This window comes from Pseudoalteromonas sp. S2755 (genome assembly GCF_005886535.1).
Lineage (GTDB): Bacteria > Pseudomonadota > Gammaproteobacteria > Enterobacterales > Alteromonadaceae > Pseudoalteromonas.
This window is the reverse complement of sequence record NZ_PNDS01000142.1, coordinates 1-24617: the sequence shown is the minus strand read 5'-3', so window position 1 is coordinate 24617 and position 24617 is coordinate 1. Positions and strand designations below refer to the sequence as shown.

The following is a 24617-nucleotide window of genomic DNA, read 5'->3' as shown; positions in this document are numbered from 1 at the left end:
ACCTCGCGATCTTTCACTAAAACTAAAACCAGCATTTAGGAGCTGCAACCTAAGGGCGGAAGCGTGCCTGAATGCCGTAGCAGCGACTTTATGTCGCGACAGAGTGGTTCAGACGGGCTTTACACCGCGAAAACATAAACACCTTGGGTCAATGTGGTAGGAGCGAGTTCACCTCGCGATCTTTTACTAAAATTAAAACCCGCATTTAGGAGCTGCAACCTAAGGGCGGAAGTGTGCCTGAATGCCGTAGCAGCGACTTTATGTCGCGACAGAATAGTTCAAACGTAGACCTAACAGCTTTACGCCGCGACCAAGCAGCAAAGATTAAATTGCAAATTAAGAAATAACAAAAATAACAATCTAAAAAGTGAACTCAAACTTGATAAAGGTTTTTAACCACAGCTTTAGCTAAAAACATAGAATATAGAGTGAGATCTTGCGCAAAACCTAGTACTCACTTGCGATTAACAATCGTGCATGCTTTAATTAGCCCACGAAATTTTTATTGCACCTCTACTATTTACCAAAGGGCAATAAAAGTAATTAAAAGAAAAGATTACAACACTTTTGGGAAGAAACAATGGCGCTACGCTGTAAAACTATCATTGCTTCAGCCGTTCTGATGACAATGAGCGGCTGTACACTTGTTCCTGGTGGCCATTTTGAAGGGATCGGCTCTGGTGAACAAACAGCAAATCTAGAACGCGACTTAGAAAAAGTAAATATTCACATCATCGACTCTCAGTTAGTTCAAGAGCACAAAATCAAACAAGCCAAAAAAATTGACCGTTCGTCACTTGCAGGTATCGATGTCTCAAACTATGAATATCGTTTAGGCGTTGGGGATGTCATTACAATTGGTGTTTGGGATCACCCGGAACTTACGATCCCGGCTGCGGTACAAAGAACAGCCGAGTTTGATGGTTTCCGTGTTCAGGCCGACGGCACTATTAATTTTGCCTACGCCCCAAAAGTTCCGGCAGCAGGCAGAACAGTAAATGAGTTACGTGAAGATCTTACCAAACGCTTAAGCCGTGTTATCGAAGAACCACAGATAGATGTAAAAGTCGTTGGTTTTAAAAGCCAAAAAACATACGTAACTGGTGAAGTAACTAAGCCGGGTGTATACCCAATTACAGAAACGCCAGTCACGCTAATTGATGCAATAAACCAAGCCGGCGGTTTGACTGAAAGTGCTGACTGGGAAACCGTAACTTTTACTCGCGGTGAGAAAACAGAGGTTATTCAACTCGATGACTTCTATGCTGAGGGTGATATTTCACAAAACCGTTTGTTGCAACATGGTGATATCATTCATATCAGCCGTAACGACAAGCGTAATGTTTATGTTTTAGGCGACGTAATTAAAGCAGGTAAAGTAGACGTAAACCGATATGGGTTAAGTCTAGCTGAAGCACTAACGGATGTTGGTGGCTTTAACGAGCGCACAGCTGATGCTAATGGCGTTTTTGTACTGCGTAAACGCGACCTACAAAAAGACGGTGTGCTTGCAGATGTATATCAACTACACGCAAAAAATGTTGCCTCACTGGTACTTGCAGAGCAATTTGAATTGCAACCGCAAGATATCGTATACGTAACTAGCGCGCCACTTGCTCGCTGGAACAAAGTTATCAGCCTACTATTGCCTTCGCTATCAACGGTGGATGCAATTCAAGATATTGAAAATCAATAGTGTGATTGCTTATGTTTGATAGTGTATTAATGGTTTGCGCTGGCAATATTTGCCGCAGTCCAACTGCAGAGTATGTATTAAAAAGCAAATTGGCGGGCAAGAATATTCAAGTGTCGTCGGCGGGCTTAACCGCGTTAGAAGGTAAATCCGCCGATGCAATGGCACAAGAACTTACTAAGCTGCAAGACATCGACATGAGTGAGCACCAAGGGCGCCAACTCAGTGGTGCGCTTGTTGCGCAAAACAGTCTAATCTTAGTAATGGAACATAGGCACCTTGATGACTTATGCAGCCGTTACCCTCAAGCTCGCGGTAAAACCTTTTTACTCGGTAAATGGATTGGCGATAAAGAAATCCCCGATCCATACCGCCAGTCTAAAGAAGCGTTTGAACACGTATATGAGCTTATCGATAGCGCCTGCGGCGCTTGGCAACAGTATTTATAAGGAATTGCGAGTATATGAATGCTCAGCCAAATCTAATTTCTCCGCAAAAATCTAAACAAGAAGATACGCAAGAGATCGACTTAATGGCACTCTTCGGTGCTTTATTGGATGCCAAATGGTTTATTGCCGGTATTACATCGCTATTTATGTTGTTAGGGGTGGCTTACGCCATATTTAGCACGCCAATCTACCAAGCAACCGCAATGGTACAGGTAGAAGAAAAAGGCGGCTCAGTCCCAGGCTTTGACGACATGTCTGGTATGTTTGAAAGCACCTCTGCGGCAGTGACTGAAATCGAGCTACTCAAATCAAGAAGTATTATAGGTGAAGCGGTAGATACGCTTAATCTAGATATAGCAGTAGAACCAAAGCTTTTTCCTTTATTTGGGGGGCGAAGTTTTCGCCAGTTTGTACCACAAGCTGAAGGTGAAGTTGCGGAACCAAGCTTTGGCGCAAATTCTTATGCATGGGGCGGTGAAAAGGTAGAGATCCACCGGTTTAGAGTGCCTAAAAGCGCTGAGGGAACAGAGTTCACTTTATTGGCGCAAACGGATGACAGTTTTGTTCTACTAAATGCAGATGATGAAGAAGTGCTTTCTGGTCAAGTTGGGCAGGAAGTCAAATCAGGCCAGTTTGAATTAATCATCAAAACACTTATTGCACGCCCAGGTACTGAATTCTCAATAGTAAAACGTAACAGATTACAAACGATATTAGACTTACAAAGTGCTATATCTGCATCTGAAAAAGGCAAAGATTCAGGTATTATCAACCTTGCATTACAAGATAAAACTCCAGCCTATGCAGAAAAAGTACTCGATAAAGTTGCCAGTATTTATGTTCGCCGTAACGTAGAGCGAAACAGTGCTGAGGCACAGCAATCTTTGGAATTTTTGGAAGTGCAGCTTCCAGAAGTTAAGCGTAATCTTGAGCGTGCTGAGAAAGCCTTTAACGATTATCAAATTCGTCAAGAATCCATTGATATTAGCCTAGAAACACAGGGCGTTTTAGAACAAATTGTTGCATTAGAAACTAAATTGCAAGAACTAGAATTAAAACGCTTAGAGCTTGGCCGGAAGTTTAAACGTGAACACCCTTCTTACCGTGGTGTGGTGGAACAAATTGATACCGTGAAACGTCAACGTAACGAGTTAGCGGGTGAAGTTCAAGGCTTGCCAGAAACCCAGCGTGAGCTGTTACGTTTAAAACGTGATGTAGAAGTAAACAACGAGATCTACACCCTTTTACTTGGTAAAACGCAGGAGTTAGATATTGTGCGTGCAGGCACCGTTGGTAATGTGCGCATCGTAGATTATGCAGAGGTAAACACAACCCAGCCGGTCAAGCCTAAAAAAGCACTAATCGTTGTGATGGCCACCATATTAGGGGGTATGTTAGCCATTGCTATAGTACTTATTCAAAAAGCACTACATAAAGGCATTGAAGATCCGGGTGAAATTGAAGCGCTAGGTCTACCTGTTTATGCAAGCGTTCCATTCTCTGAATATCAAGTGAAGCTTACTGGTTTTGCTAGAGCGCGGAAAGGTAAAACCGCAAAAGCAAAATCAATATTGGCGATTGATAATCCAGCAGACCTATCGGTAGAAGCTCTACGAAGCCTACGCACAAGCCTACACTTTGCTATGTTAGAAGCTAAAAACAACGTTATTGCGATTTCAGGGCCGAGCCCTGGTGTAGGTAAATCATTTATTACAGTTAACTTAGCGACAGTCCTTGCGCAAAGCGGTAAAAAGGTACTGGTAATTGACGGGGATATGCGCAAAGGCTACTTACAAACACAGTTTGGTATGAAATGGGATGATGGCTTAAGCGATTATCTATCGGGTCGCTTAGACCTAACTCAAACGATAAAAAATACGCAAGTAGAAGGATTAGATGTAATGACTCGCGGTCAAATACCGCCAAATCCTTCGGAGCTATTAATGCACCAAAACTTCACCAAGTTAGTGGATGAGGTTAGTGAAATATACGACTTGGTAATTATCGATACACCACCAATCTTAGCGGTAACAGACCCAGCAATTGTGAGTGCGCACGCTGGTACAACATTACTAGTGACCCGTTTTGGTCAAAACCATGCAAAAGAGCTAGAAATTACGCGAAATCGTTTTGAGCAAAATGGCATAGATGTCAAAGGGGTGGTATTTAATGGTGTTGTGAAGAAAGCCAGTAACACATATGGGTATTATGGTTATTATAATTATGAATATAAATCTGAATAAAGATTTTTAATATAATTAGTTATACAAGAGAAACTTCTTTAATGGAAATGATATGAAATTTGCTATAGTTGGTGCAGGCTTTACAGGGGCTGTAATTGCTAGAGAGCTTGCTGAAAAGGGTTATGAAGTAGATGTTTTTGAATCTAGAGAACATATTGCAGGTAACTGTTATACCGAACGGTGTAATGAAACCAGCGTGTTAATCCATAAGTATGGACCTCATATATTCCACACTGATAATGTTGAAGTGTGGGAGTATATAAATAAGTTTTGTAATTTCATGCCTTATATAAATAGGGTGAAATCTACGTATGATGGTGGTGTTTACTCATTGCCAATAAATTTACATACGATCAATCAGTTTTTTGGTAAAACATTGTCCCCAAATGAAGCAATAGAATTCATTGCGTCATTGTCTGCAAGCGACATACGGGAACCTAAAAACTTTGAAGAGCAGGCTTATAAATTTATAGGTAAAGATTTATACAAAGCATTTTTCCATGGATATACGTTAAAGCAGTGGGGAATGGAGCCTTCCAATCTTCCTGCCAGTATTCTTAAAAGGCTTCCGGTACGCTTTAACTACAATGACAATTATTTTAATCATAAGTATCAGGGCATTCCTGAAAATGGCTACACGGAGGTCGTGGCTAAAATAATTGATCATGAAAATATTTCTGTGAAATTGAAAACTGTTTTTGAAAGGAAGCAGAAATATGAATATACACATACATTTTATAGTGGCCCAATAGACTCTTGGTTTAATAACGAACATGGAGTATTAGGTTATAGAACATTGGACTTTGAGCAAGAAATTCATGACTGTGATTATCAGGGTTGTGCCGTAATGAATTATGCAGATACAGATGTACCATATACACGAATCACTGAACACAAACATTTTAGCCCTTGGGAAAGCCACGATAAAACTGTCATATTTAAAGAATACAGTAGATCTTGCGAAATCGATGATATTCCTTACTACCCAATTCGTCTTGTTGAAGAAAAGGAAATGCTAAATAGGTATATTGATGCGGCTGAGAAGGAAAAAGGAGTCAGTTTCGTCGGGAGACTAGGAACTTACAGGTATATTGATATGGATGTTACTATCGGAGAAGCGTTAAATGCTGCGAAAGTCACGCTTAGTTCAATTGAGAATGAATTAAAAATACCAGTTTTTTTTATTGATAATGTTAGATGATACTAAGTTTACTGCCTTCCGATTATGCTCGCCTGTTGCGCAATGTTTTTTCATTAAGTGTGTTACAGGCGCTTAATTACGCTCTTCCTTTAGTTACTATACCTTTCCTTCTTCGAACATTGGGGGTGGAGTCGTACGGTGTGCTGGCATTTCTAAATGCTACAATAACGTTGTTTATAATTGTAATTGATTATGGTTTTAATCTATCTGCTACACGCCGGATTTCTATCTGTAGGCATGATTTATCGAAAGTCTCAAATATCTATAGTGCGGTGATGACAGCAAAATGTTTGCTTATTTTATTGTGTCTTTTGGCTGCATTTATCTTGACTTTACTTACTGAAAGATACGGTGAACACCAACTGCTTTTCTTTGCTTGTTTTGGGGTAGCAGTCGGACATGGCTTATTTCCTGTTTGGCTCTATCAAGGAATGGAAGAAATGAAATACATAACATATTTGAATGTGCTATCAAAAGTTACTTTTACTATACTCATTTTCTTATTTGTTTCATCTTCAGAAGACATAATATTGGTACCTATTTTTACTGCGTTAGGGGCAATATTTGTATCATTTATAAGTTTATATATAGTAAAAGAAAAGTTCGGAATTTATACAGTCAAGCCTAGCTTTATAAGTATGAAAAATGAGTTTGAAGAAGGTGCTCATATATTCTTTTCTAATGTTTCTAGTAGTATTTATACAACGTGTGCTCCTATCATTCTTGGGGTGTACTCAAGTAGCACCATTGTGGGTTATTATAGTGCTGCTGAAAAGGTAATTATGGCTGTTCGCGGACTTTTTTCACCTATTTCACAAGCTATGTATCCTTTTATAAGCAGGAAAGTTGAAAATAACAAACAAAATACTTTTACGGTGCTGGTTTATTATACTGCTTCTTCATTCTTATTTATGCTTTTACTTTCTTCTTGTGTGTATCTTTTCTCAGATTTGATAAGTTTTATCATTTTGGGTGAAGAGTCAGAAACTGTGGTGAAATATTTAAAAATCATGTCTTTTTTACCTTTGATTGTAGTTTTAAGTAATATTGTCGGTCTTAATGTAATGCTAAACTATAATATGAAAAAAGAGTTTAGCTTTATTATACTTTTTGGTGCATTAACCAGCTTGTTATTAAGCTTCATTTTTGTTCCAAGTTTCAGTGGTACTGGCACAGCTTCAATATTGGTTGTTACAGAGCTGGTTGTCTTATTTTTGATGGCGTTTACAGTATGGAAGAGGTTATATCTTGAGAAATAAAGTTTTATTTATAACAAATGTTATAAAACCTGGTGGGGGGCCTGCTGGGTATTGTTATAATCTAAAATCTGCGATTGATGAAATTGATGATAATAAAAAAGTAGTTGATGTTGATTTTTTTGGCGGGATAGAGGAAAAGAGAACATCTTCAACTTGGAATATAAAAAATGGATTTCTCTATTATATTAAGCTAGCTATTAATCTGATTACTTTTGGTTTAATTAGGGATTTTAGGTTGAAGGTGGATTATTTCCTTGGTAAAGTTAGCAAAGAAAAGAAACGAAAAATAACTGAGTGTGACGTTATTGTTTTTCAAGGATACCAGTCAGCAGATTATTTGGCTTTTGCCAAGGAGCAAGGAAAAAAAACAATATATATGCCACATAGCCCCACGATTATGGCGGATGAATATTCATCTACTTGTAAAATGCATGGAGTGCCAGTCGATAGAATATTGTACTCAAAGTATCATCGTTCAGAAAAGTACTTGATTGATAATGTGGATCGAATCGTATTTCCAAGTGAAAATTCTCATGATGAATATTCCAATAACTTTACACTGAATAATAAAGATATATTTTATATTAATTCAGGAGTCAAGCCTGTAAACGTATGTAAAAGTGATTATATATTCCCTTCCGATTCAATTAATGTCATTTTTGCGGGTCGATACATATTAGATAAAGGCTTCGATAGATATAACCTTCTAGCGGATTCATACTCATCCAGCAATGTTAAATTTTTTTCCGCTGGTTCTGGTCCATTAAAAGCAAGCTCTAATGTTATTGACTTAGGGTGGCGAACAGATGTACTTAATCTAATAAATGATGCGGATATTGTGGTGATACCCAATAAAGTTGCTTACTATGATTTACTGCCTTTAGAGTGCATCGCGTTAGGAAAACCACTAGTAATGACTGAGATTGGTGGAAATATTGATCAGTTGAAATGTTTTCCTGTGAGCTTTTCGGCTGGAAGTAGTGAAAACGAGGCTGATTTAGTTGAGGCATTAAATAGCTGTATTTCAAAAGTGGAGGAGTCAGGCTCTACGTTTGATAGTAATAAGCAAGCTTTTAATGAGCATTTCACACACAGAGCAATGGCATATCGATGGCTAGAAATGTTAGCGGGTTTTCCGAGAGGCTAAAATGGCAAAAGTATCTGTTATAGTTCCTTGCTACAATGTAGAAAATTTCATTGATGAAGCTTTAGAGTCAATTTTAACTCAAACATTTAACGATTTTGAAGTGCTTTGTTTAGATGATGCTTCTACAGATAGTACTTATTCCAAAATTTGCCAGTGGGCTGAGAAAGACAGTCGATTTAAAAAAAGAAGGAACGGCAAAAATCTGGGTTTGATCGGTACTCTTAACGAGCTTATTAAATGGAGTGACTCTGACTATCTGATTCGAATGGACCCTGATGATATCTCAGAACCTACGAGAATCGAAAGGTTGGTTTATGAAGCAGAGAGCTATTCCGCAGATGTAGTAGGAAGTTCGTATATTATGATTAATTCTGAAGGGAAAGAGATTTTGAACTCTTCACTTCTACTACCTACACAGCATAAATCGATTTTATACACAGCTGCCTTTAATTCTCCTATGGCGCATGCGACAGTACTCTATACGAAAGAGTATATAAACAAGTTTTTATATGGAAACTCTTGCTTTGCTGCCGAGGATTACGACTTGTGGGTTAGATCAATAAATGAAGTCGAAGAGCAAGTTTTATTTCGGAATATAAAATCGCCTTTATATCGTTATAGAATTCATGGAAGTAGTACATCTAATACGAATAGGAACGCACAGATTAATTCTCATTTATACTGTGTTTTACTTTTTAAAAAAAATAACTTGCCTAGATCATATAAGTTAGGAAGTAGCTATGTAAAAATTATGGCTAATATAGCTGATTGTTATTCATACGAATCCATGAGTAAGGCCTATATGGAGGTTAGTTCTGTATACTTTGAATTTCTTGAAAAACATAGTTGCAACGAAATTGATGTGTTAGAAATCAAAAATTATACAAGCGAATATGTTTTACTACTTATTATACGGGGTTTATCTAATGCTAATTTGACTTCTAGGTTAAAAATTCTTTTTTCTGTGTTTTTTTTATTTATAAAATACCCGCATTTTTTAACTGTTCATGGTGTAAAGAGCATTATAAGGCGCTCAATTGGTAGGTTCCTTTATGCAAAATCATAGATTGGAATCTAGTATTCTATTTTTTGTTAATTTTTTCCTTCTTAGTTCTATTACTTTTGAAAGTGTTTTAAGTGATTTCACTGTTATTTTTCTTCTTTTCATAGCTTATGTGACAAGTATTAGAGGGGTTTTCGAAGAAAAAAAAATATCTTTTTCTGATTTTTATTTTGTGTTTGTTAGTTTGTTCTTCTTGTATGGAGTCGTAAATCCCACTGTTGAACTGTATACTCACGGATACCTATTTGAACATACGAAAAGATCGGTGTTGCTTTATCAGATAGCAATTTCTAGCTTGTACCTTGGTTATTTTTTATTTTCAAGGACTGATCTTTCTAATGCCGCCTCTAACAAGCCTTTGGTTAGTCGTACTCTGCAATTGACAATTTTCATTCTTCTATTAGTACTTGTAATTTATAAATCAATAGTAATCTTTTCTAATGTTTCCTTTACTACAATATTTATGGGGGGGGAAATTAAACGTTTAGAAGATATTACTCAGGTATGGGTCGTTATGGGCTATATGGTTACCGCTATTTATCTTTATATCATATATAACTATCATCGTTTCGATAAATTTTTCATAGCTCTATTCATAGCGATATTTTTGTTTTATGTTTTTTCGCAATTATCAGTAGGAAATAGAAGAGAGTTTGTACCAATATTAATTGGTTGTTTTTGGGTGTACACTAGAGCTAAAACAGTTAATGTGTCCTTCTTCAAATTATCACTAATGTCATTGTTTGTTTTTGCTATGTTGATATTCTCATCTCTGAGGCTGGGGCTTGGGGGGATGGAAGCCGCTATTAATGATGCCATAAGGTCAAATGAATTTGTTTATCCTTTCTATACGCTAAGTATCAATGTTCAAACACGGGAGGATTTTATATTAGGGTATTCTTATTTTATATTGCCTTTTCTCTTTTTTATACCAAGATTTTTATATGAAGATAAGCCTCAATCTCTTGCTCATAATTTTGTTGTTGAAAACTTTGGTGAAGGGAGTATGGGCTATGCGTACAACTTAGTTGCAGAATCATATGTTAATTTTGGCATGTTTGGGCCTTATATCTTTTTCTTTCTTATTGGAATTTTTATTAAAAGACGTGTTCAGTCTAGTGATCAAAGATTCATATTTGTTCTTTACTGTATGATTCCTGATATTTGTAGGGGAGAATTTTCTTCTTTGGTATATCAATTTTTCTTCTTGTCAATGTTTCTAGTAATATTACCTTTCTTTTGGAGCAAACTATGGTTAAGAAAATAAGTTTTGACCTTGTACTCACAACGGTAGAAAAAAAAGAAGATGTGTTAAATCTTTTAAATAGTCTTTCTCAGCAAAGTGGTGACTTTAAGCTTAGGGTTTTGTTTGCTGACCAATCAGAAGATATTCTTTGGGAAGACTTAAGAGACTTCGAGAGTGAGAATTTAAAGATTATTCATAAGAAAATCTTAAAAACATCTTTATCAAATGCAAGAAATATTGCTATATCAGCTGGTCTGGAGTCAGATTACATTGCTTTTCCTGACGATGATTGTTGGTACAGTAAGACATTGCTAAGTGATGTGTACAAAAAATTCTCTCATGATGCTAGCTTAGATGTTTTATGCACAAATGTTTATGATCCAGTTACTCATAGATACTATGGGAAAAGACCAGTGATTAACCATGTAAAGGTAAGTTTTAAAAACATATTCAAGTATCCTATTTCAGTAGGTATATTTATGAAAAGAAATGCGTTTGTTGCCACTGGTGGGCGCTTTGATGAGCGCTTCAGTGTAGGTGCGAAGTATGGTTCAGGCGAGGAAACTTTACTAATAGCACAGGCAATAAATTCTGGCGCAAAAATACAATATTTTGGTGAGATCAAAGTGTTTCACCCAGTATCTGATTATACTATTCATGATGTTTCAAAATCTTATAATTATGGGTTGGGGTTCGGTAAACTCAATCAAGAATTCTTTAAAAGCAAAAACTATTCAGCCTTACCATATTTGATTAATGTTGTTTTTCGTACGGTAGGGGGGGCGGTGCTTTCTTTATTCAATAAACCTAAAAGAAAGATATATAGCAGCCGATTAAAAGGCGTGCTGAGTGGGTTTTTCATCTATTAAGAACTAAGGTGTATATGCTTTTTATTGATGGAATTATCTATTCACTGCAAAAGGCGGGCGGTATAAGTGTCTATTTTTCAGAACTGCTTGAACGTTTCCCACGTAATATTTCGTATAAATTATTGCTATATTCCAATAGCAATAAAGTGCTTTCTGAATATAAGCAACAGGATGTGGTGAAGATTAAAAGAAGTAGAATTCCAATTAAGGTCGGAAGATATCTAGATGTATTTCTACCAAAAGAGTGTTCTGTTTTCCATTCATCTTATTACCGATTACCTGTGTTCTTTCAGCGAAGAAGAATGAAGATTATTACAACAGTACACGACTTTACTTATGAATATCATATGAAAGGCCTTAGCGCAAAAGTTCACTTTTGGCAGAAGCGTAGGGCCATTTGGGCAAGTGATGTAGTTGTTTGTATTTCGGAGAACACAAAAAGGGATCTGCTTCATTTCATACCAGAAGCGAGGGATAAAGACATTCGAGTTATTTACAACGGCGTTTCCGAAAGTTTCGTTGTGACTGAAAAAAAACTCGAAAAAACAAAAAACATTATTTTTATAGGGTCCAGGGGGGGGTATAAAAATTTCTCTGTATTAGTTTCTGCAATGTCTGTTTTGAGAGAATATAACTTGATCATTGTTGGCGGAGGATCGTTAAACTATGATGAACTAGGCTGTTTGGAGGACTCTTGCCATGGACGCTACAAGCACTTAAGTTTCGTCAATAACGAAAAATTAAATCAGTTGTATAATCAAGCTCATTGTCTGGTCTATCCATCTCTTTATGAGGGGTTTGGTATTCCTGCTATTGAAGCAATGAAAGCTGGCTGCCCCGTTATTGCAGCGAATGCATCTTCATTACCTGAAGTCTGCGGTGATGCAGCTATTTTACTCGATAACATTTCAGATAAAAATGTTGCTAACGCTGTTCTATCTCTTGAAAACAAGGATTTTAATTCATTACTAGTTAAGAAAGGACTTATAAATTCACAAAGGTTTTCTTGGGATAAAACATTTCAAGAATTAAGCAAGGTATATTTAGGGTAAAAAATGAAAAGAGCACTAATTACAGGTGTAACGGGTCAGGACGGCTCTTACTTAGCAGAGTTTCTACTTGAAAAAGGCTATGAAGTTCACGGTATTAAACGTCGCGCATCAAGCTTTAATACAGAGCGCGTAGACCATATTTATCAAGATAGACACGAAGAAAACCCAAACTTCTTTCTTCACTATGGTGACCTAACAGATACTTCAAACTTAACTCGTATTCTCAAAGAAGTACAACCTGATGAGGTTTACAACTTAGGTGCCCAAAGCCACGTAGCTGTATCGTTTGAAGCACCAGAATATACTGCTGATGTAGATGCGATTGGTACTTTACGTCTATTAGAGGCGATCCGTTTTCTTGGGTTAGAGAAAAAGACCAAATTCTATCAAGCTTCAACGTCTGAGCTTTATGGTGAGGTACAAGAGATCCCGCAAAAGGAAACTACACCTTTCCACCCTCGCTCACCTTACGCTGTCGCGAAAATGTATGCGTACTGGATTGCGGTAAATTACCGTGAGTCTTATGGTATGTATGCATGTAATGGCATTTTATTCAACCACGAATCTCCACGTCGTGGTGAAACGTTTGTAACGCGTAAAATTACACGCGGCCTAGCGAATATCTCACAAGGTTTAGAGAAGTGTTTATATTTAGGTAATATGGATGCATTACGTGACTGGGGTCATGCAAAAGATTATGTTCGTATGCAGTGGATGATGCTTCAGCAAGATACACCGGAAGATTTTGTAATCGCGACAGGTAAGCAAATCTCAGTAAGAGAGTTTGTGTCTTTATCAGCAAAAGAGCTGGGTGTTACGCTTGAGTTCAGCGGTGAAGGCGTTGATGAAATAGCGACAGTGGTTGCGATTGAAGGCGATAACGCACTGGCGCTATCAGTAGGTGATGTGATTGTACGTGTAGATCCGCGTTATTTCCGTCCAGCAGAAGTTGAAACATTACTGGGTGACCCAACCAAAGCGAAACAGAAGTTAGCTTGGGAACCAGAGATTACTGTAGAAGAAATGTGTGCAGAAATGGTTCAACACGATTTAGCTAAAGCGAAGCAGCATGCACTATTGAAATCTCATGGCTATGATGTGAGTGTTTCAGTAGAGTAGCCTCACAGCAGTAAGTCAGAGATAAAATGATAACCCAGCTTATGCTGGGTTTTATAATGGATAAAGAAATGAGCTCTAAAATAGTTTTTGTCGCAGGCCATAATGGTATGGTTGGCAGTGCGATTGTTAGAAAGTTAAAGCAATCTGATGATATTAAGGTTATTACAAAAAGCAGAGCGGCGTTAAACCTGTTAGATCAGCAGGCAGTTCGTACATTTTTTGAAGAAAATCAAATAGACCAAGTATATCTTGCTGCGGCAAAAGTAGGTGGGATTGTAGCGAACAACACTTACCCTGCAGAATTCATTTATGAGAATTTAACGATTCAAAATAATATCATTCATAGCGCGCACTTATCTGGTGTTAATGATTTGCTGTTTTTAGGGTCAAGTTGTATTTACCCTAAATTTGCAGAACAACCGATGACAGAAACGGCACTTTTAACTGGTGTTTTAGAGCCAACCAATGAGCCTTATGCAATAGCTAAAATTGCAGGTATCAAACTTTGCGAATCTTATAATCGTCAATACGGCCGTAATTACCGCTCTGTCATGCCAACTAATCTGTATGGTGAAAATGATAACTTCCATCCAGAAAATTCACATGTTATTCCTGCACTTATACGTCGTTTTCATGAAGCTAAATTAGCGGGTGATGACAAAGTGGTTGCTTGGGGCACAGGAAAGCCGATGCGAGAATTTTTGCATGTAGATGACATGGCAGCAGCATCAATTCATGTAATGAACTTAGATTCAGAAACATACAGTGCAAATACACAAGAGATGTTAAGCCATATAAATGTAGGTACAGGTGTAGACTGTACAATTAGAGAGCTTGTTGAAACAGTTGCGAAAGTAGTTGGTTTTGAAGGTGCTATAGAGTTTGACGTTACTAAGCCAGATGGTACACCGCGTAAATTGATGGATGTGTCTCGTATTAAGTCGCTGGGATGGGAATATAGCATTTCTTTAGAGGCAGGTTTAAAAGATACTTATGAGTGGTTTTTAGCAAACCAAGATAATTTTAGAAAATAATAGAGAACATAGGATGTTTCTAGACAAAAATACGTTTTCGACAGTAATAGAAAGCGCGCCACTTGTTTCAATCGATTTTGTTATATTAGATGAAAATAACCAAGCACTGTTAGGTGAGCGGTTAAATAAACCAGCACAAGGGAATTGGTTTGTGCCTGGAGGACGGGTTTTGAAAAACGAATCGCTTGCAGAAGCATTTGAAAGGTTAACTCAAGAAGAGATTGGTGAGGCATTTTCACTATCAGAAGCGAGTCTTTTAGGGCCTTACGACCATTTTTATGATGACAACGTTTTTGGCGATGGTTTTAGTACACATTATGTTGCCATTGCTTATACCCTAAGGTTGAGCAAACCGCTAAATGGCTTACCACATGATATTCAACATGGTAGATATCAATGGTTCGATATAGACAGCCTATTAAAAGATAAAAAAGTCCATAAGCATACAAAATGGTACTTTGAAGCATTACAGAATACACAGGGATAACGAATATGATACTTCCAATCATCATGGCGGGCGGTTCAGGCACACGTTTATGGCCATTGTCACGCGGTAACTACCCAAAACAATTTTTAAAGTTGCATGGTGAAAACACTATGCTGCAAGAGACTATTTTAAGATTAAACGGTCTTGATCATTCACCAGCGATGTTAATTTGTAATGAAGAGCACCGCTTTATTGCTGCAGAGCAAGTTCGCCAAATAGGTGTGGCGCACAGTGGTATCTTCCTAGAGCCAGTGGGTCGTAATACAGCACCTGCTATCGCATTAGCAGCTTTTAAAGCAGTTGAAAACAATCAAGATGCATTATTGCTCGTTTTAGCTGCTGACCACGTCATTGAAAACCAAGCTGCTTTCCAAGAAAGTGTTAACAAAGCAACATTGTTAGCAGAGCAAGGTAAATTAGTGACCTTTGGTATTGTTGGCAATACTCCAGAGACGGGTTATGGCTATATCAAGCGTGGTGCTGAAGTTGAGCACGGCTTTGTTGTTGATAGCTTTGTAGAAAAGCCGAATCTTGAGACGGCTCAAGAGTATATTGCCTGTGGTGATTACTACTGGAATAGCGGCATGTTCTTATTCAAAGCAAGTCGTTATCTTGAAGAGCTAAAAGCATTTCGCCAAGATATTTATGAAGCGTGTGAAAAAGCAGTACAAGTACAAAATAATGACATGGACTTTGTACGAGTAGATAAAGAAGCATTTGAAGCATGTCCAGATGAATCTGTTGATTATGCAGTAATGGAACACACACAAGACGCAGTCGTGGTACCGATGGATGCAAACTGGAATGATGTAGGCGGCTTTGCAGCATTATGGGAAGTGTCTGAGCAAGATGAAAATGGCAACGCTTTCATCGGTGACGTCAAATCTGTTGATACAAAAAACACCTTAGTATTTGGTGAGGACAAGCTAGTAACAACAGTGGGTGTTGAAGATTTAGTCATCGTTAATACAAAAGATGCTGTACTAGTTGCGCACAAAGACGAATCTCAAAAAGTAAAACAAATCGTTAGCCAATTAAAAGCGGACGAACGTTCAGAAGTCACATTCCACCGTGAAGTATATCGTCCTTGGGGTAAATACGACTCAGTAGATAACGGTGAGCGCTTCCAAGTAAAACGTATCACGGTTAAACCAGGTGCAAAACTATCTGTGCAAATGCACCACCACAGAGCAGAGCATTGGATTGTGGTTTCTGGTACTGCAAAAGTACAAATCGATGATACTGAGCAATTTGTGACTGAAAATGAATCAGTATACATTCCTATTACTGCGGTTCATGCACTAGAAAACCCAGGCAAAGTAGATTTAGAGCTTATTGAAGTGCAGTCAGGCTCTTACTTAGGCGAAGATGATATTGTACGTTTTGAAGACCGCTATGGAAGAGTAAAAGGGTAAGTCATGAATACAAAATCAGTCATTCAAACAAGTGGCATTGCATTTGGTACTAGTGGTGCCAGAGGTCTCGTTGTCGATTTTGCACCAGAAGTGTGTGCAGCCTTTTCAATTGCGTTTGCTCAGAGTATTAAAAATGAATTCGCATTTAATACAATGGCCATTGCAATTGATAATCGCCCGAGTAGCTTTGATATCGCTAAAGCCTGCGCAGCAGGATTAAAACAACTAAATATAGATGTTGTTTATTACGGTGTGGTACCCACTCCAGCGCTTGCTTATACTGCGATGCAAGACAACATGCCTTGTATTATGGTTACAGGTAGTCATATTCCATTTGATAGAAATGGCTTAAAGTTCTATCGACCTGATGGTGAAATTACCAAACAAGATGAGCAAGCCATTCTGACTGCTGATTTTGATTTTACTGACTTGAACCTAGCCTATATCAGTTTACCAACAAGTGATAAAGCAAAAAGTGCTTATACCGCTCGATATACAAACCTTTTTAACGAAGTGACGTTAGCAGGTAAGCGAGTGGGTATTTATGAGCACTCGAGTGCAGGTAGAGATATTTATAAATTACTATTTGAACAATTGGGCGCAGAAGTTATTTGCCTAGGGCGCAGTGATGAATTTATCCCAATCGATACCGAGGCTGTATCAGATGAAGATAAACAAAGAGCCAAAGAGTGGGTAAGTGAATACTGCCTAGATATGCTGTTCTCAACAGACGGTGATGGTGATAGGCCACTAGTTGCAGGCGAAGATGGCGAGTGGCTAAGGGGTGATATTCTAGGTCTACTTTGTAGTCAAGCACTCTCAATAGAAGCGCTTGCAACCCCTGTTAGCTGTAATACAGCCATTGAATTGTCAGGTAGCTTTAAAACAGTGACGAGAACAAAAATTGGCTCACCATATGTAATAGAGGCTTTTGCAGAGTTAAACAAAACTTACGCGAGAGTAGCGGGTTTTGAAGCAAATGGTGGATATTTACTGGCGAGTGACTTTGAATTTAATGGTAAAGCATTGAAAGCGTTGCCAACAAGAGATGCGGTATTGCCTGCGCTTATTGTCGCAACAATGGGTGACAGCATAGCGAGCTTGCAAAAAGGTTTACCACAACGCTTTACTGCGAGTGATAGGTTGAAAGACTTTGCGACAGAGAAGAGTAAGGTGCTGATAGTAGAGCTAAGTGAAAATCCAAATGTGCTTTTAGAAAGCATAGGACTAGGTAAAGTAAAGTCAGTTTGTAAAACGGATGGTTTAAGATTGACAGCAGAAACAGGTGATATAGTTCACTTAAGACCTTCTGGCAATGCACCGGAGTTAAGGTGTTATGCTGAATCAAAGTCGGAGCAGACAGCGTTAAATTTAATAAAAAGTGTCTTTTCTCAAATACAGAGTCGTAAATTATGAAGGTAAGTATTATTACTGTTTGCTATAACAGTGCGAAAACAATTGAGGATACAATTAATTCTGTTGCTTCTCAAACTTACCAAAATATAGAGTATATAGTTATTGATGGTGCTTCGTCTGACTGTACTTTGGATATCCTAGAAAAAAGAAAAGAGCACATAGATATAGTCATCAGTGAGCCTGATAAAGGCATATATGATGCCATGAATAAGGGTATAAAAGTCGCTACTGGTGATGTAGTAGGTATTTTAAACTCAGATGACTTTTTTTCTAGTGATGAAAGTGTGGAACATTTGGTTAAGTCTTTTTCAGAAGATATCGATGCAGTATTTGGTGATCTAAAATATGTAAAACAAGAAAATTCAGGCCAGCTTTCAAGGATATACTCATCATCATGTTTCAAACTATGGAAGATGAGGTTTGGCTTTATGGTTCCACACCCAACTTTTTATGCTAGGAAAGAGTTGTTTGATAAATTTGGTTATTATAAGCTGAATTATCGCGTGGCAGCTGATTTTGAACTTATGGCTCGCTTTTTTCTCCGTGGTATAAAGTATGAGAGGGTCGGTAAAATACTTGTTTCTATGCGAGAGGGCGGTATTAGCTCTTCGGGCCTAAAGTGGAGAATTCATCAAAATTCAGAAATAGTTAGAGCTTGCAGAGAAAACCATCTTTATACTAATTTAGCTCTTGTTGCTATGAAGCTGCCATTTAAGCTCTTAAGCTTTTTTAAGAAAGAAAAGTAATGAAGAATATACTGTTGACAGGGGCAAGTGGTTTTATTGGTAAGCACCTATTTGGAAAAATTAAACTAAACTATCAAGTACACTTGTTGTTAAGAAGCCCATCAGAAATACATGAATATACTCATGTTTATGAAGATCTTGATGCTAGCTTAGACTTTTCAACGGCATTGAGTGGTATTGACTGTGTGATTCATTTAGCTGCTAGAGCTCATATACTCGAGGAAGAAACGGCTTTGCCGCTAGAGCAGTTTAGAGCTGTAAATAGAGATTTGACCTTAAGCTTGGCAAGGCAAGCAGCAAAAAATGGAGTGAAACGGTTCGTATATATTAGTTCTATAGGTGTCAATGGTATTTGTAATGAAAAACCATTTACTTTTAGGGATGAGCCGAGACCGGTTGATGATTATGCGCAGTCTAAACTAGAAGCTGAGCAAGGCCTTCGCCTCTTGTCTGTAGAGTCTAGTATGGAGGTTGTAATTATTAGACCGCCTTTGGTCTATGGTAAAGGAGCACCTGGTAATTTTAAGCGTCTGGTTAAACTAACAAACATTAGTTTACCCCTCCCTCTAGGTGCTATACATAACAAAAGAAGTTTTGTCTCAGTTGATAATTTAACTGACTTAATAGTTACTTGTATTGAGCATCCGCATGCAAAAAATGAGACTTTTCTAGTTAGTGATGACGAAGATGTATCAACAAGCCAATTATTGGCAAAGTTGCTAAGTGCTCAAGGTAAACCAAACATGTTGATACCAATTCCTGTTAATATCCTTAAATTTTTAGGGAGCATAGTTAAAAGAAAAGCAGTTATCGAGCGTTTTACTAATTCCTTGACTGTAGATATTGAACATACTAAAAAAACATTGGGCTGGTTACCTCCGCTATCCTTAGATGAAGGGGTAGCTCGCTGTTTTAATGAAAATTACAAGGGTTAATAACTTAATGTTACGCATACTTGATTTCTTCTTAGCTTTATTTGGTTTGTTATTTGCCTTTCCATTTTTAGCTATTATTTACATCATTGGTTTATTTGATACTGGTTCGCCTATATTTACTCAACAAAGAGTGGGTCGAAACAAAAAACCTTTTACTTTGGTTAAGTTTAGAACAATGAAGGTTGAAACTGCGTCTGTTGCTAGTCATTTGGCCAGTGCTGCTTCTATTACGCCTTTAGGAGGCTTTCTGCGTAAAACTAAATTAGATGAATTACCGCAGCTTTGGAATGTGTTAAAAGGTGAAATGAGTTTAGTGGGACCACGCCCAGGTTTGTTTAATCAAGAAGAACTTACTACAGCGCGAGAAGCAAAGAATGTGTTTGATGTGCGTCCGGGAATAACAGGTCTTGCACAGGTGAACGAAATCGATATGTCCACACCTGAATTGCTTGCGACAACAGACAGGAAAATGATTGATACTTTGACAGTGGGCAATTATTTTAAATATATAGTAATGACGATAACAGGTAGTGGTTCTGGAGATAGGGTTGGTAAACACTAATCTAGGATACTCTCTGTTTTAAATTCAAGCTTCTTCATATTTTCCTCATACATTTTTGCTACTTTTGTGTATACTGCAGCATGTACTAAGCTTTAGTTCGTCTGCGGTTTTAGTTCGGATTGGAATAAAAAGGGAACACAATGGATAGTTGGTTTCGCGCCTTGCTTGGCGCTTCTCGTAACCAAAAGCGGCTTCTCACGCTTGTTTTAGATTCTGTATTTATAGTCACGGCATTTTGGTTAGCGCTTATCGTGAGGTTAGATAGCTTGGCTCCATTGGCGAGCTTTAAAAACTGGCTAGTTCTTGCTTTGCTATTGCCTGTTAGCTTGATCATTTTTGTAAAACTAGGGCTATATCGTGCTGTACTCCGTTACGTTGGGGCAAATGCTGTCGGCGCTGTTGTTTTAGGCACAATTGTAAGCACTGTTGTTTTAGTGCTTTCCTCATTTTTTACGCAAACTTCAATTCCGCGAACCATGCCATTTATTTATGCATGGTTAATGATACTCTCAGTAGGTGGCTCGCGTATTTTGGTTAGGGCTTTGATTTGGCGCTTAACCTCATTTACAAAAACACCGGTGGTAATTTATGGTGCAGGGGATGCTGGTCGGCAGTTAGCAACGGCGCTTGTAACCGGACCTGATTATTATGTTACTGCATACCTTGATGATGACCCAACTAAACATAATGCTATTATCCAAGGGATCCCCGTTGTTGCTTTTGATGAAATCTACAATTTAATTGATAAAAAGAGAGTTAGTAAAGTTTTACTTGCGCTACCTAGTGTTCCGCGCTCTCGCCGTAAAGAAATACTCACTAAGTTAGAAAAGCTGCCGCTCGAGGTAATGACAGTGCCAGGTATGGCAGATGTTATTGACGGTAAAGCGCAGCTTAACGAGATAAAAGAAGTCGAAATCGAAGACTTATTAGGCAGAGACCCTGTTACACCACAAGCTGAACTAATGGCTGCAAATATAAAAGATAAAGTCATTATGGTAACTGGTGCAGGTGGTTCTATAGGCTCTGAACTATGTAGGCAAATTATAATAAATGGGCCTAAAAAGTTGGTGCTCTTTGAAGTGTCTGAGTTTGGTTTATATAGCATTGAAAAGGAGCTGAATCAGCTTGCATTGAATAAAGGCATATCGTTGGAAATAGTACCAGTGATGGGGTCGGTGCAACGTATCAACCGTATTGAAACTTGTATGAAAGCCTTTGGGGTGCAAACTGTCTATCATGCTGCGGCCTACAAGCATGTACCGCTTGTAGAGCAAAATGTTGTTGAGGGTGTTCGTAATAATGTATTTGGTACTTATTACACGGCTAAAGCCGCTATTAACTCAGGAGTAGAGACCTTTGTATTAATCTCTACAGATAAAGCGGTGCGCCCTACCAATGTGATGGGGGCAACCAAGCGTATGGCAGAGTTAGTGTTACAAGCCTTGGCTGAAAGTAAAGTCACATCTAAAAATACCCGTTTTTGCATGGTACGTTTTGGTAATGTGCTTGGTTCTAGTGGTTCAGTTGTGCCTCTATTCCGTAAGCAGATTAAAGAAGGTGGGCCAATTACCTTAACGCATAAAGATATAACCCGGTTTTTTATGACCATACCGGAAGCTGCACAGTTAGTTATTCAAGCGGGTGCCATGGGTAAGGGTGGTGACGTATTTGTGTTAGATATGGGAGAGTCTGTTAAGATCAAAGACTTAGCGACCAAAATGGTGCACCTTTCTGGCTTAGAGGTTAAATCAGAGTCAAACCCTCATGGCGATGTTGAGATTGAATGTACAGGATTACGCCCTGGTGAAAAGTTATATGAAGAGTTATTGATTGGTGACAATGTTGAAGAAACCTCTCATCCACGGATCATGACGGCCAATGAAGTAAAATTACCAATAGCAGAGTTAGAAGGTTTTATGAGTGCAATGGATACAGCTTGTCATAACTTTGATCATGAGCTTATTCGTAAATTGTTGTTGGAGGCGCCTACAGGGTTTAATCCTACAGACGGTATTTGTGACTTGGTGTGGAATGAAAAACGCCAAGTGCTTGAACCTCAACGTGAGTCTGAACGGAAAGTGATCAATTTTAGGAGCGTGTAACGCTCCTGTTGGGAAGTTGTTTATTTGTAGCAGCGACTTTATGTCGCGAAGCTCTTATCTTGGGATAAACCCGCAGCTATGGGAGTAGCGTTTCGGTGCTGTTGTCGCGACGCTCTTATCTCGGGGGAAGCCCGCTGCCAAGAGGTTGGGTTTTTCTATACTTCATTGTACGATAACTACATAATGCTTAAAACGGTGGCCGAGCTTATGAATATGCTCTTCCACATTAAATTCAAGAATTGAAAATAAAAATCGGTCTGCGCACATGTCAAAAATAAATACGATTCTTGCAGGTAGCATTACACTTGCAAGCATGCCTGTTTTAGCTGATACCCAATTAAATAATTACACCGCCTTCACTGGTTATACTGGCTTGTTCAATACGCCAAATGCTGAAGTTTTGGAAAAAGGCGTGATTGATATTGGTTACAATAACCAATTAGATCAGAGTGGGCTTAAATATGTCGATGGTCATAACTATATCTTCTCTGCAGGTGTGTTCGATGGTCTTGAAGTAAGTGGGGTTATTGCTACAAACACTATGCATGACAATATGTTTGCAGAGGGTAGAGGCCAGCTTCGAGATCTATCGTTTAACTTAAAATATCAAATCCCCTATATTCCTAAAGAGTGGTTTAATCTTGCTATCGGTGGTAAAGACTTAGGTGGAGCGGCGAATAATTATGAAACCTATTATTTAGCTGGCTCACGTGAGTGGAACGACTTTCGATTTTCTGCTGGTTTTGCGGTAAGTGATCGCGCAACCGGGCAAATGGATGGAGCATTTGCGGGTATTGAATGGCAGCCATTAGATTGGTTTGCATTGCAGGTTGAGCATGATGCGGATGCAGTGAATGCGGGCTTACGTTTAACCGTACCTAAAGAGTGGATATACGATGTAGGTACGCTCACGTTAACCAGCAAGTTTTACAGTAATACTGATCATGCAGAAAAGGATACCTTTTGGGGAGTTAACTTTTCGATGCCGCTTTTTGAGCAGGCTAAGTTAAACGATCCAACAGAAGCGGCACCTGCACCGATTTTAGATAACCATAAAAAGCGTGAGGCTGCATTTGAAGCGCACTATCAGCAGCAGCGAGAATTAGCTCAAAAGCCGCTAGAAGAAGCTAAGCAAGAAGTAACTGAGCGTGATGAATACAGAAAGTCGCTTACGCTGCAAACTCGGGAGCTAAAAAATGCACTAATCGACGATGGCTTAGAGGCGATTAGTGTGGGCTTTAATCGTGACCCACATATTGTTGTAAGCTTTGAAAACTATGTTTTTAATCGTAACGATATAGACGCTATTGGTCTTGTGCTTGGTCGTATTGCCGAACATATAGATGAGCCTGAAGCTAAATATACGATTCAGTTATTAAACCGTGGTATTCCAATGCTTTCTGTGCGTGGTGATATCGATAATTACCGTGAGTTTATCAATACTAGCAGTACGCCAGATATGGATATTCGCCGCGGTGAAATGGATCCGATTGGCAGTGTGTCTTGGGTGGGAATGCCTAAAGCCAACAGTCCTTACTTTAGACCACGCGTAACTATAGGGCCTTCTCTAGATTCACACTTTGCGACAGAGATAGGTGTTTATGACTTTTCACTCGCAATTAAAGCCGATGTGGATGTGCCGATGTGGTATGGCGGTGGTATAAGCGTTAGTGCTGAAACTGAAGTTGCCAAAACAGATGACTACGAAACAGGCAAAGCATTTGGCCGCTTTGCAAAAGACAGTGGTGTTACGCAAGCGACAATTTATCAAACGTTAGATTTACCGTATGGAATTTATAACCAAACCCATATTGGTTTCTTTAAAGAGTTTAATGACTATACCGGTATCAAAAACGAAACGACTTGGCTTAGTGAAAATGGTCGTCACCAGCTTAATGCTGAAATTGGTTATTTAGAATATGATGACTATGACTTAGACAGAGACTATCAAACTTTGTCTTATCGTTATAACTGGGTTGAGCAGGATGTGAGTTTTCACGCAACAGCAGGCCGATTCTTTTATGAAGATAGCGGTGTAAAACTAGAAACTCGCTTCTGGTTTGGTGATAGCTATATTTCAATCTTTGCCCAAGATACGGATGTGCAGGTCGCAGGTATTGCGTTTAGCATCCCACTGACTCCACGTAAAGATATGGCACCAATCCGTTATGGGCAGATAAAAGGGAATGAAGCTTGGCGTCATGAGGTGAGTACACGTATTGGTGAATCACACAATCAACTGGTGATTGGTCGCGGGCATTCAGTTAAAACACCCGTGAACTTGGATAAGACATTCCTTAATCAAGGACGCTTGTCGAGTAGTTATATTTACAGCAATTTGGCAAGATTACGAGAAGCATACCTAACTTACAGATAACAGTAGCAGCGACATTGTGTCGCGATTCTTTTGTCGCAAGGTTATGTATTCGTAGCAGCGACTTTACGTCGCAATATTTCCTGTCGCGGGGTAAACTCGCTGCTACGGGAGCGGTGTTTTGGTGCTTTTGTCGCAGGGTTATATATTCGTAGCAGCGACTTTACGTCGCGATTCTCTTGTCGCGGGATAAATCCGCTGCTTC

20 protein-coding genes are annotated in these 24617 nt (G+C 38.7%); all 20 read left to right on the top strand.

Translation table 11 applies throughout. The features are described from left to right. Nucleotides 1-580: 580 nt before the first annotated feature. The 20 genes from CWC03_RS20380 to CWC03_RS20285 all read left to right on the top strand — a co-directional run bounded on the left by CWC03_RS20380 (nt 581) and on the right by CWC03_RS20285 (nt 24415). On the top strand, nt 581-1696 hold the full coding sequence (locus CWC03_RS20380) for a polysaccharide export protein (RefSeq protein ID WP_138583434.1): 1116 nt from the start codon (nt 581-583) through the stop codon (nt 1694-1696). Nucleotides 1697-1707: 11 nt separating this feature from the next. Then, the gene (locus CWC03_RS20375) at nt 1708-2142 is read left to right on the top strand and encodes a low molecular weight protein-tyrosine-phosphatase (protein ID WP_138583433.1); all 435 of its coding nucleotides are present in this window, start codon (nt 1708-1710) and stop codon (nt 2140-2142) included. A gap of 14 nt (nt 2143-2156) precedes the next feature. After that, nucleotides 2157-4385: a polysaccharide biosynthesis tyrosine autokinase gene (locus CWC03_RS20370; RefSeq protein WP_138583432.1), complete on the top strand. Its 2229-nt coding sequence runs from the start codon at nt 2157-2159 to the stop codon at nt 4383-4385. 52 nt (nt 4386-4437) lie between these two features. Next, entirely contained in the window at nt 4438-5586 is a 1149-nt protein-coding gene (gene glf, locus CWC03_RS20365; protein ID WP_138583431.1) for a UDP-galactopyranose mutase, read from the top strand. Beyond that, nucleotides 5583-6845, top strand: a complete 1263-nt coding sequence (locus CWC03_RS20360; protein ID WP_138583430.1) for a flippase — start codon at nt 5583-5585, stop codon at nt 6843-6845. Before glf ends, CWC03_RS20360 begins: the two co-directional genes overlap by 4 nt. Further along, the gene (locus CWC03_RS20355; protein ID WP_138583429.1) at nt 6835-7992 is read left to right on the top strand and encodes a glycosyltransferase; all 1158 of its coding nucleotides are present in this window, start codon (nt 6835-6837) and stop codon (nt 7990-7992) included. The genes CWC03_RS20360 and CWC03_RS20355 overlap by 11 nt, the downstream gene beginning before the upstream one ends. Before the next feature lies 1 nt (nt 7993). Beyond that, nucleotides 7994-9058: a glycosyltransferase family 2 protein gene (locus tag CWC03_RS20350; RefSeq protein ID WP_138583428.1), complete on the top strand. Its 1065-nt coding sequence runs from the start codon at nt 7994-7996 to the stop codon at nt 9056-9058. Continuing rightward, on the top strand, nt 9045-10322 hold the full coding sequence (locus tag CWC03_RS20345; RefSeq protein WP_138583427.1) for an O-antigen polymerase: 1278 nt from the start codon (nt 9045-9047) through the stop codon (nt 10320-10322). The genes CWC03_RS20350 and CWC03_RS20345 overlap by 14 nt, the downstream gene beginning before the upstream one ends. After that, on the top strand, nt 10307-11170 hold the full coding sequence (locus tag CWC03_RS20340; RefSeq protein WP_138583426.1) for a glycosyltransferase family 2 protein: 864 nt from the start codon (nt 10307-10309) through the stop codon (nt 11168-11170). Before CWC03_RS20345 ends, CWC03_RS20340 begins: the two co-directional genes overlap by 16 nt. 14 nt (nt 11171-11184) lie before the next feature. Further along, on the top strand, nt 11185-12222 hold the full coding sequence (locus CWC03_RS20335; RefSeq protein WP_138583425.1) for a glycosyltransferase family 4 protein: 1038 nt from the start codon (nt 11185-11187) through the stop codon (nt 12220-12222). Nucleotides 12223-12225: 3 nt separating this feature from the next. Further along, complete coding sequence (gmd, locus tag CWC03_RS20330) at nt 12226-13341, top strand: GDP-mannose 4,6-dehydratase (protein WP_138583424.1); 1116 nt, start codon at nt 12226-12228, stop codon at nt 13339-13341. A gap of 68 nt (nt 13342-13409) precedes the next feature. Beyond that, the gene (gene fcl, locus CWC03_RS20325; RefSeq protein ID WP_171040293.1) at nt 13410-14375 is read left to right on the top strand and encodes a GDP-L-fucose synthase; all 966 of its coding nucleotides are present in this window, start codon (nt 13410-13412) and stop codon (nt 14373-14375) included. Nucleotides 14376-14388: 13 nt separating this feature from the next. Next, a complete protein-coding gene (locus tag CWC03_RS20320; RefSeq protein WP_138583422.1) occupies nt 14389-14862 on the top strand; it encodes a GDP-mannose mannosyl hydrolase in 474 nt (157 codons plus the stop codon). Nucleotides 14863-14867: 5 nt separating this feature from the next. Further along, complete coding sequence (locus tag CWC03_RS20315; protein ID WP_138583421.1) at nt 14868-16277, top strand: mannose-1-phosphate guanylyltransferase/mannose-6-phosphate isomerase; 1410 nt, start codon at nt 14868-14870, stop codon at nt 16275-16277. Nucleotides 16278-16280: 3 nt separating this feature from the next. Further along, nucleotides 16281-17693 carry a phosphomannomutase gene (locus CWC03_RS20310; protein WP_138583420.1) on the top strand — a complete coding sequence of 471 codons (1413 nt, stop codon included), beginning with the start codon at nt 16281-16283 and terminating at the stop codon, nt 17691-17693. Next, entirely contained in the window at nt 17690-18439 is a 750-nt protein-coding gene (locus CWC03_RS20305; RefSeq protein ID WP_138583419.1) for a glycosyltransferase family 2 protein, read from the top strand. The genes CWC03_RS20310 and CWC03_RS20305 overlap by 4 nt, the downstream gene beginning before the upstream one ends. Continuing rightward, complete coding sequence (locus CWC03_RS20300) at nt 18439-19374, top strand: NAD-dependent epimerase/dehydratase family protein (RefSeq protein ID WP_138583418.1); 936 nt, start codon at nt 18439-18441, stop codon at nt 19372-19374. The genes CWC03_RS20305 and CWC03_RS20300 overlap by 1 nt, the downstream gene beginning before the upstream one ends. Before the next feature lie 7 nt (nt 19375-19381). Then, a complete protein-coding gene (locus CWC03_RS20295; RefSeq protein ID WP_138583417.1) occupies nt 19382-19936 on the top strand; it encodes a sugar transferase in 555 nt (184 codons plus the stop codon). Between the two features lie 140 nt (nt 19937-20076). Beyond that, nucleotides 20077-22038 carry a polysaccharide biosynthesis protein gene (locus tag CWC03_RS20290; RefSeq protein WP_138583416.1) on the top strand — a complete coding sequence of 654 codons (1962 nt, stop codon included), beginning with the start codon at nt 20077-20079 and terminating at the stop codon, nt 22036-22038. A 265-nt stretch (nt 22039-22303) separates the two neighbouring features. Continuing rightward, nucleotides 22304-24415, top strand: a complete 2112-nt coding sequence (locus tag CWC03_RS20285; RefSeq protein ID WP_138583415.1) for a YjbH domain-containing protein — start codon at nt 22304-22306, stop codon at nt 24413-24415. The last annotated feature ends 202 nt before the right edge of the window (nt 24416-24617 follow it).

Excerpts from the sequence above, each read along its gene's own strand:
- CWC03_RS20320 (WP_138583422.1), top strand. The coding sequence starts at position 14,389 with ATGTTTCTAGACAAAAATACGTTTTCGACAGTAATAGAAAGCGCGCCA.
- CWC03_RS20340 (WP_138583426.1), top strand. The coding sequence starts at position 10,307 with ATGGTTAAGAAAATAAGTTTTGACCTTGTACTCACAACGGTAGAAAAA.
- CWC03_RS20305 (WP_138583419.1), top strand. The coding sequence starts at position 17,690 with ATGAAGGTAAGTATTATTACTGTTTGCTATAACAGTGCGAAAACAATT.
- CWC03_RS20300 (WP_138583418.1), top strand. The coding sequence starts at position 18,439 with ATGAAGAATATACTGTTGACAGGGGCAAGTGGTTTTATTGGTAAGCAC.
- CWC03_RS20360 (WP_138583430.1), top strand. The coding sequence starts at position 5,583 with ATGATACTAAGTTTACTGCCTTCCGATTATGCTCGCCTGTTGCGCAAT.
- glf (WP_138583431.1), top strand. The coding sequence starts at position 4,438 with ATGAAATTTGCTATAGTTGGTGCAGGCTTTACAGGGGCTGTAATTGCT.
- fcl (WP_171040293.1), top strand. The coding sequence starts at position 13,410 with ATGAGCTCTAAAATAGTTTTTGTCGCAGGCCATAATGGTATGGTTGGC.
- CWC03_RS20290 (WP_138583416.1), top strand. The coding sequence starts at position 20,077 with ATGGATAGTTGGTTTCGCGCCTTGCTTGGCGCTTCTCGTAACCAAAAG.
- CWC03_RS20315 (WP_138583421.1), top strand. The coding sequence starts at position 14,868 with ATGATACTTCCAATCATCATGGCGGGCGGTTCAGGCACACGTTTATGG.
- CWC03_RS20310 (WP_138583420.1), top strand. The coding sequence starts at position 16,281 with ATGAATACAAAATCAGTCATTCAAACAAGTGGCATTGCATTTGGTACT.
- CWC03_RS20345 (WP_138583427.1), top strand. The coding sequence starts at position 9,045 with ATGCAAAATCATAGATTGGAATCTAGTATTCTATTTTTTGTTAATTTT.
- CWC03_RS20335 (WP_138583425.1), top strand. The coding sequence starts at position 11,185 with ATGCTTTTTATTGATGGAATTATCTATTCACTGCAAAAGGCGGGCGGT.
- CWC03_RS20285 (WP_138583415.1), top strand. The coding sequence starts at position 22,304 with ATGTCAAAAATAAATACGATTCTTGCAGGTAGCATTACACTTGCAAGC.
- gmd (WP_138583424.1), top strand. The coding sequence starts at position 12,226 with ATGAAAAGAGCACTAATTACAGGTGTAACGGGTCAGGACGGCTCTTAC.
- CWC03_RS20295 (WP_138583417.1), top strand. The coding sequence starts at position 19,382 with ATGTTACGCATACTTGATTTCTTCTTAGCTTTATTTGGTTTGTTATTT.
- CWC03_RS20350 (WP_138583428.1), top strand. The coding sequence starts at position 7,994 with ATGGCAAAAGTATCTGTTATAGTTCCTTGCTACAATGTAGAAAATTTC.
- CWC03_RS20370 (WP_138583432.1), top strand. The coding sequence starts at position 2,157 with ATGAATGCTCAGCCAAATCTAATTTCTCCGCAAAAATCTAAACAAGAA.
- CWC03_RS20375 (WP_138583433.1), top strand. The coding sequence starts at position 1,708 with ATGTTTGATAGTGTATTAATGGTTTGCGCTGGCAATATTTGCCGCAGT.
- CWC03_RS20380 (WP_138583434.1), top strand. The coding sequence starts at position 581 with ATGGCGCTACGCTGTAAAACTATCATTGCTTCAGCCGTTCTGATGACA.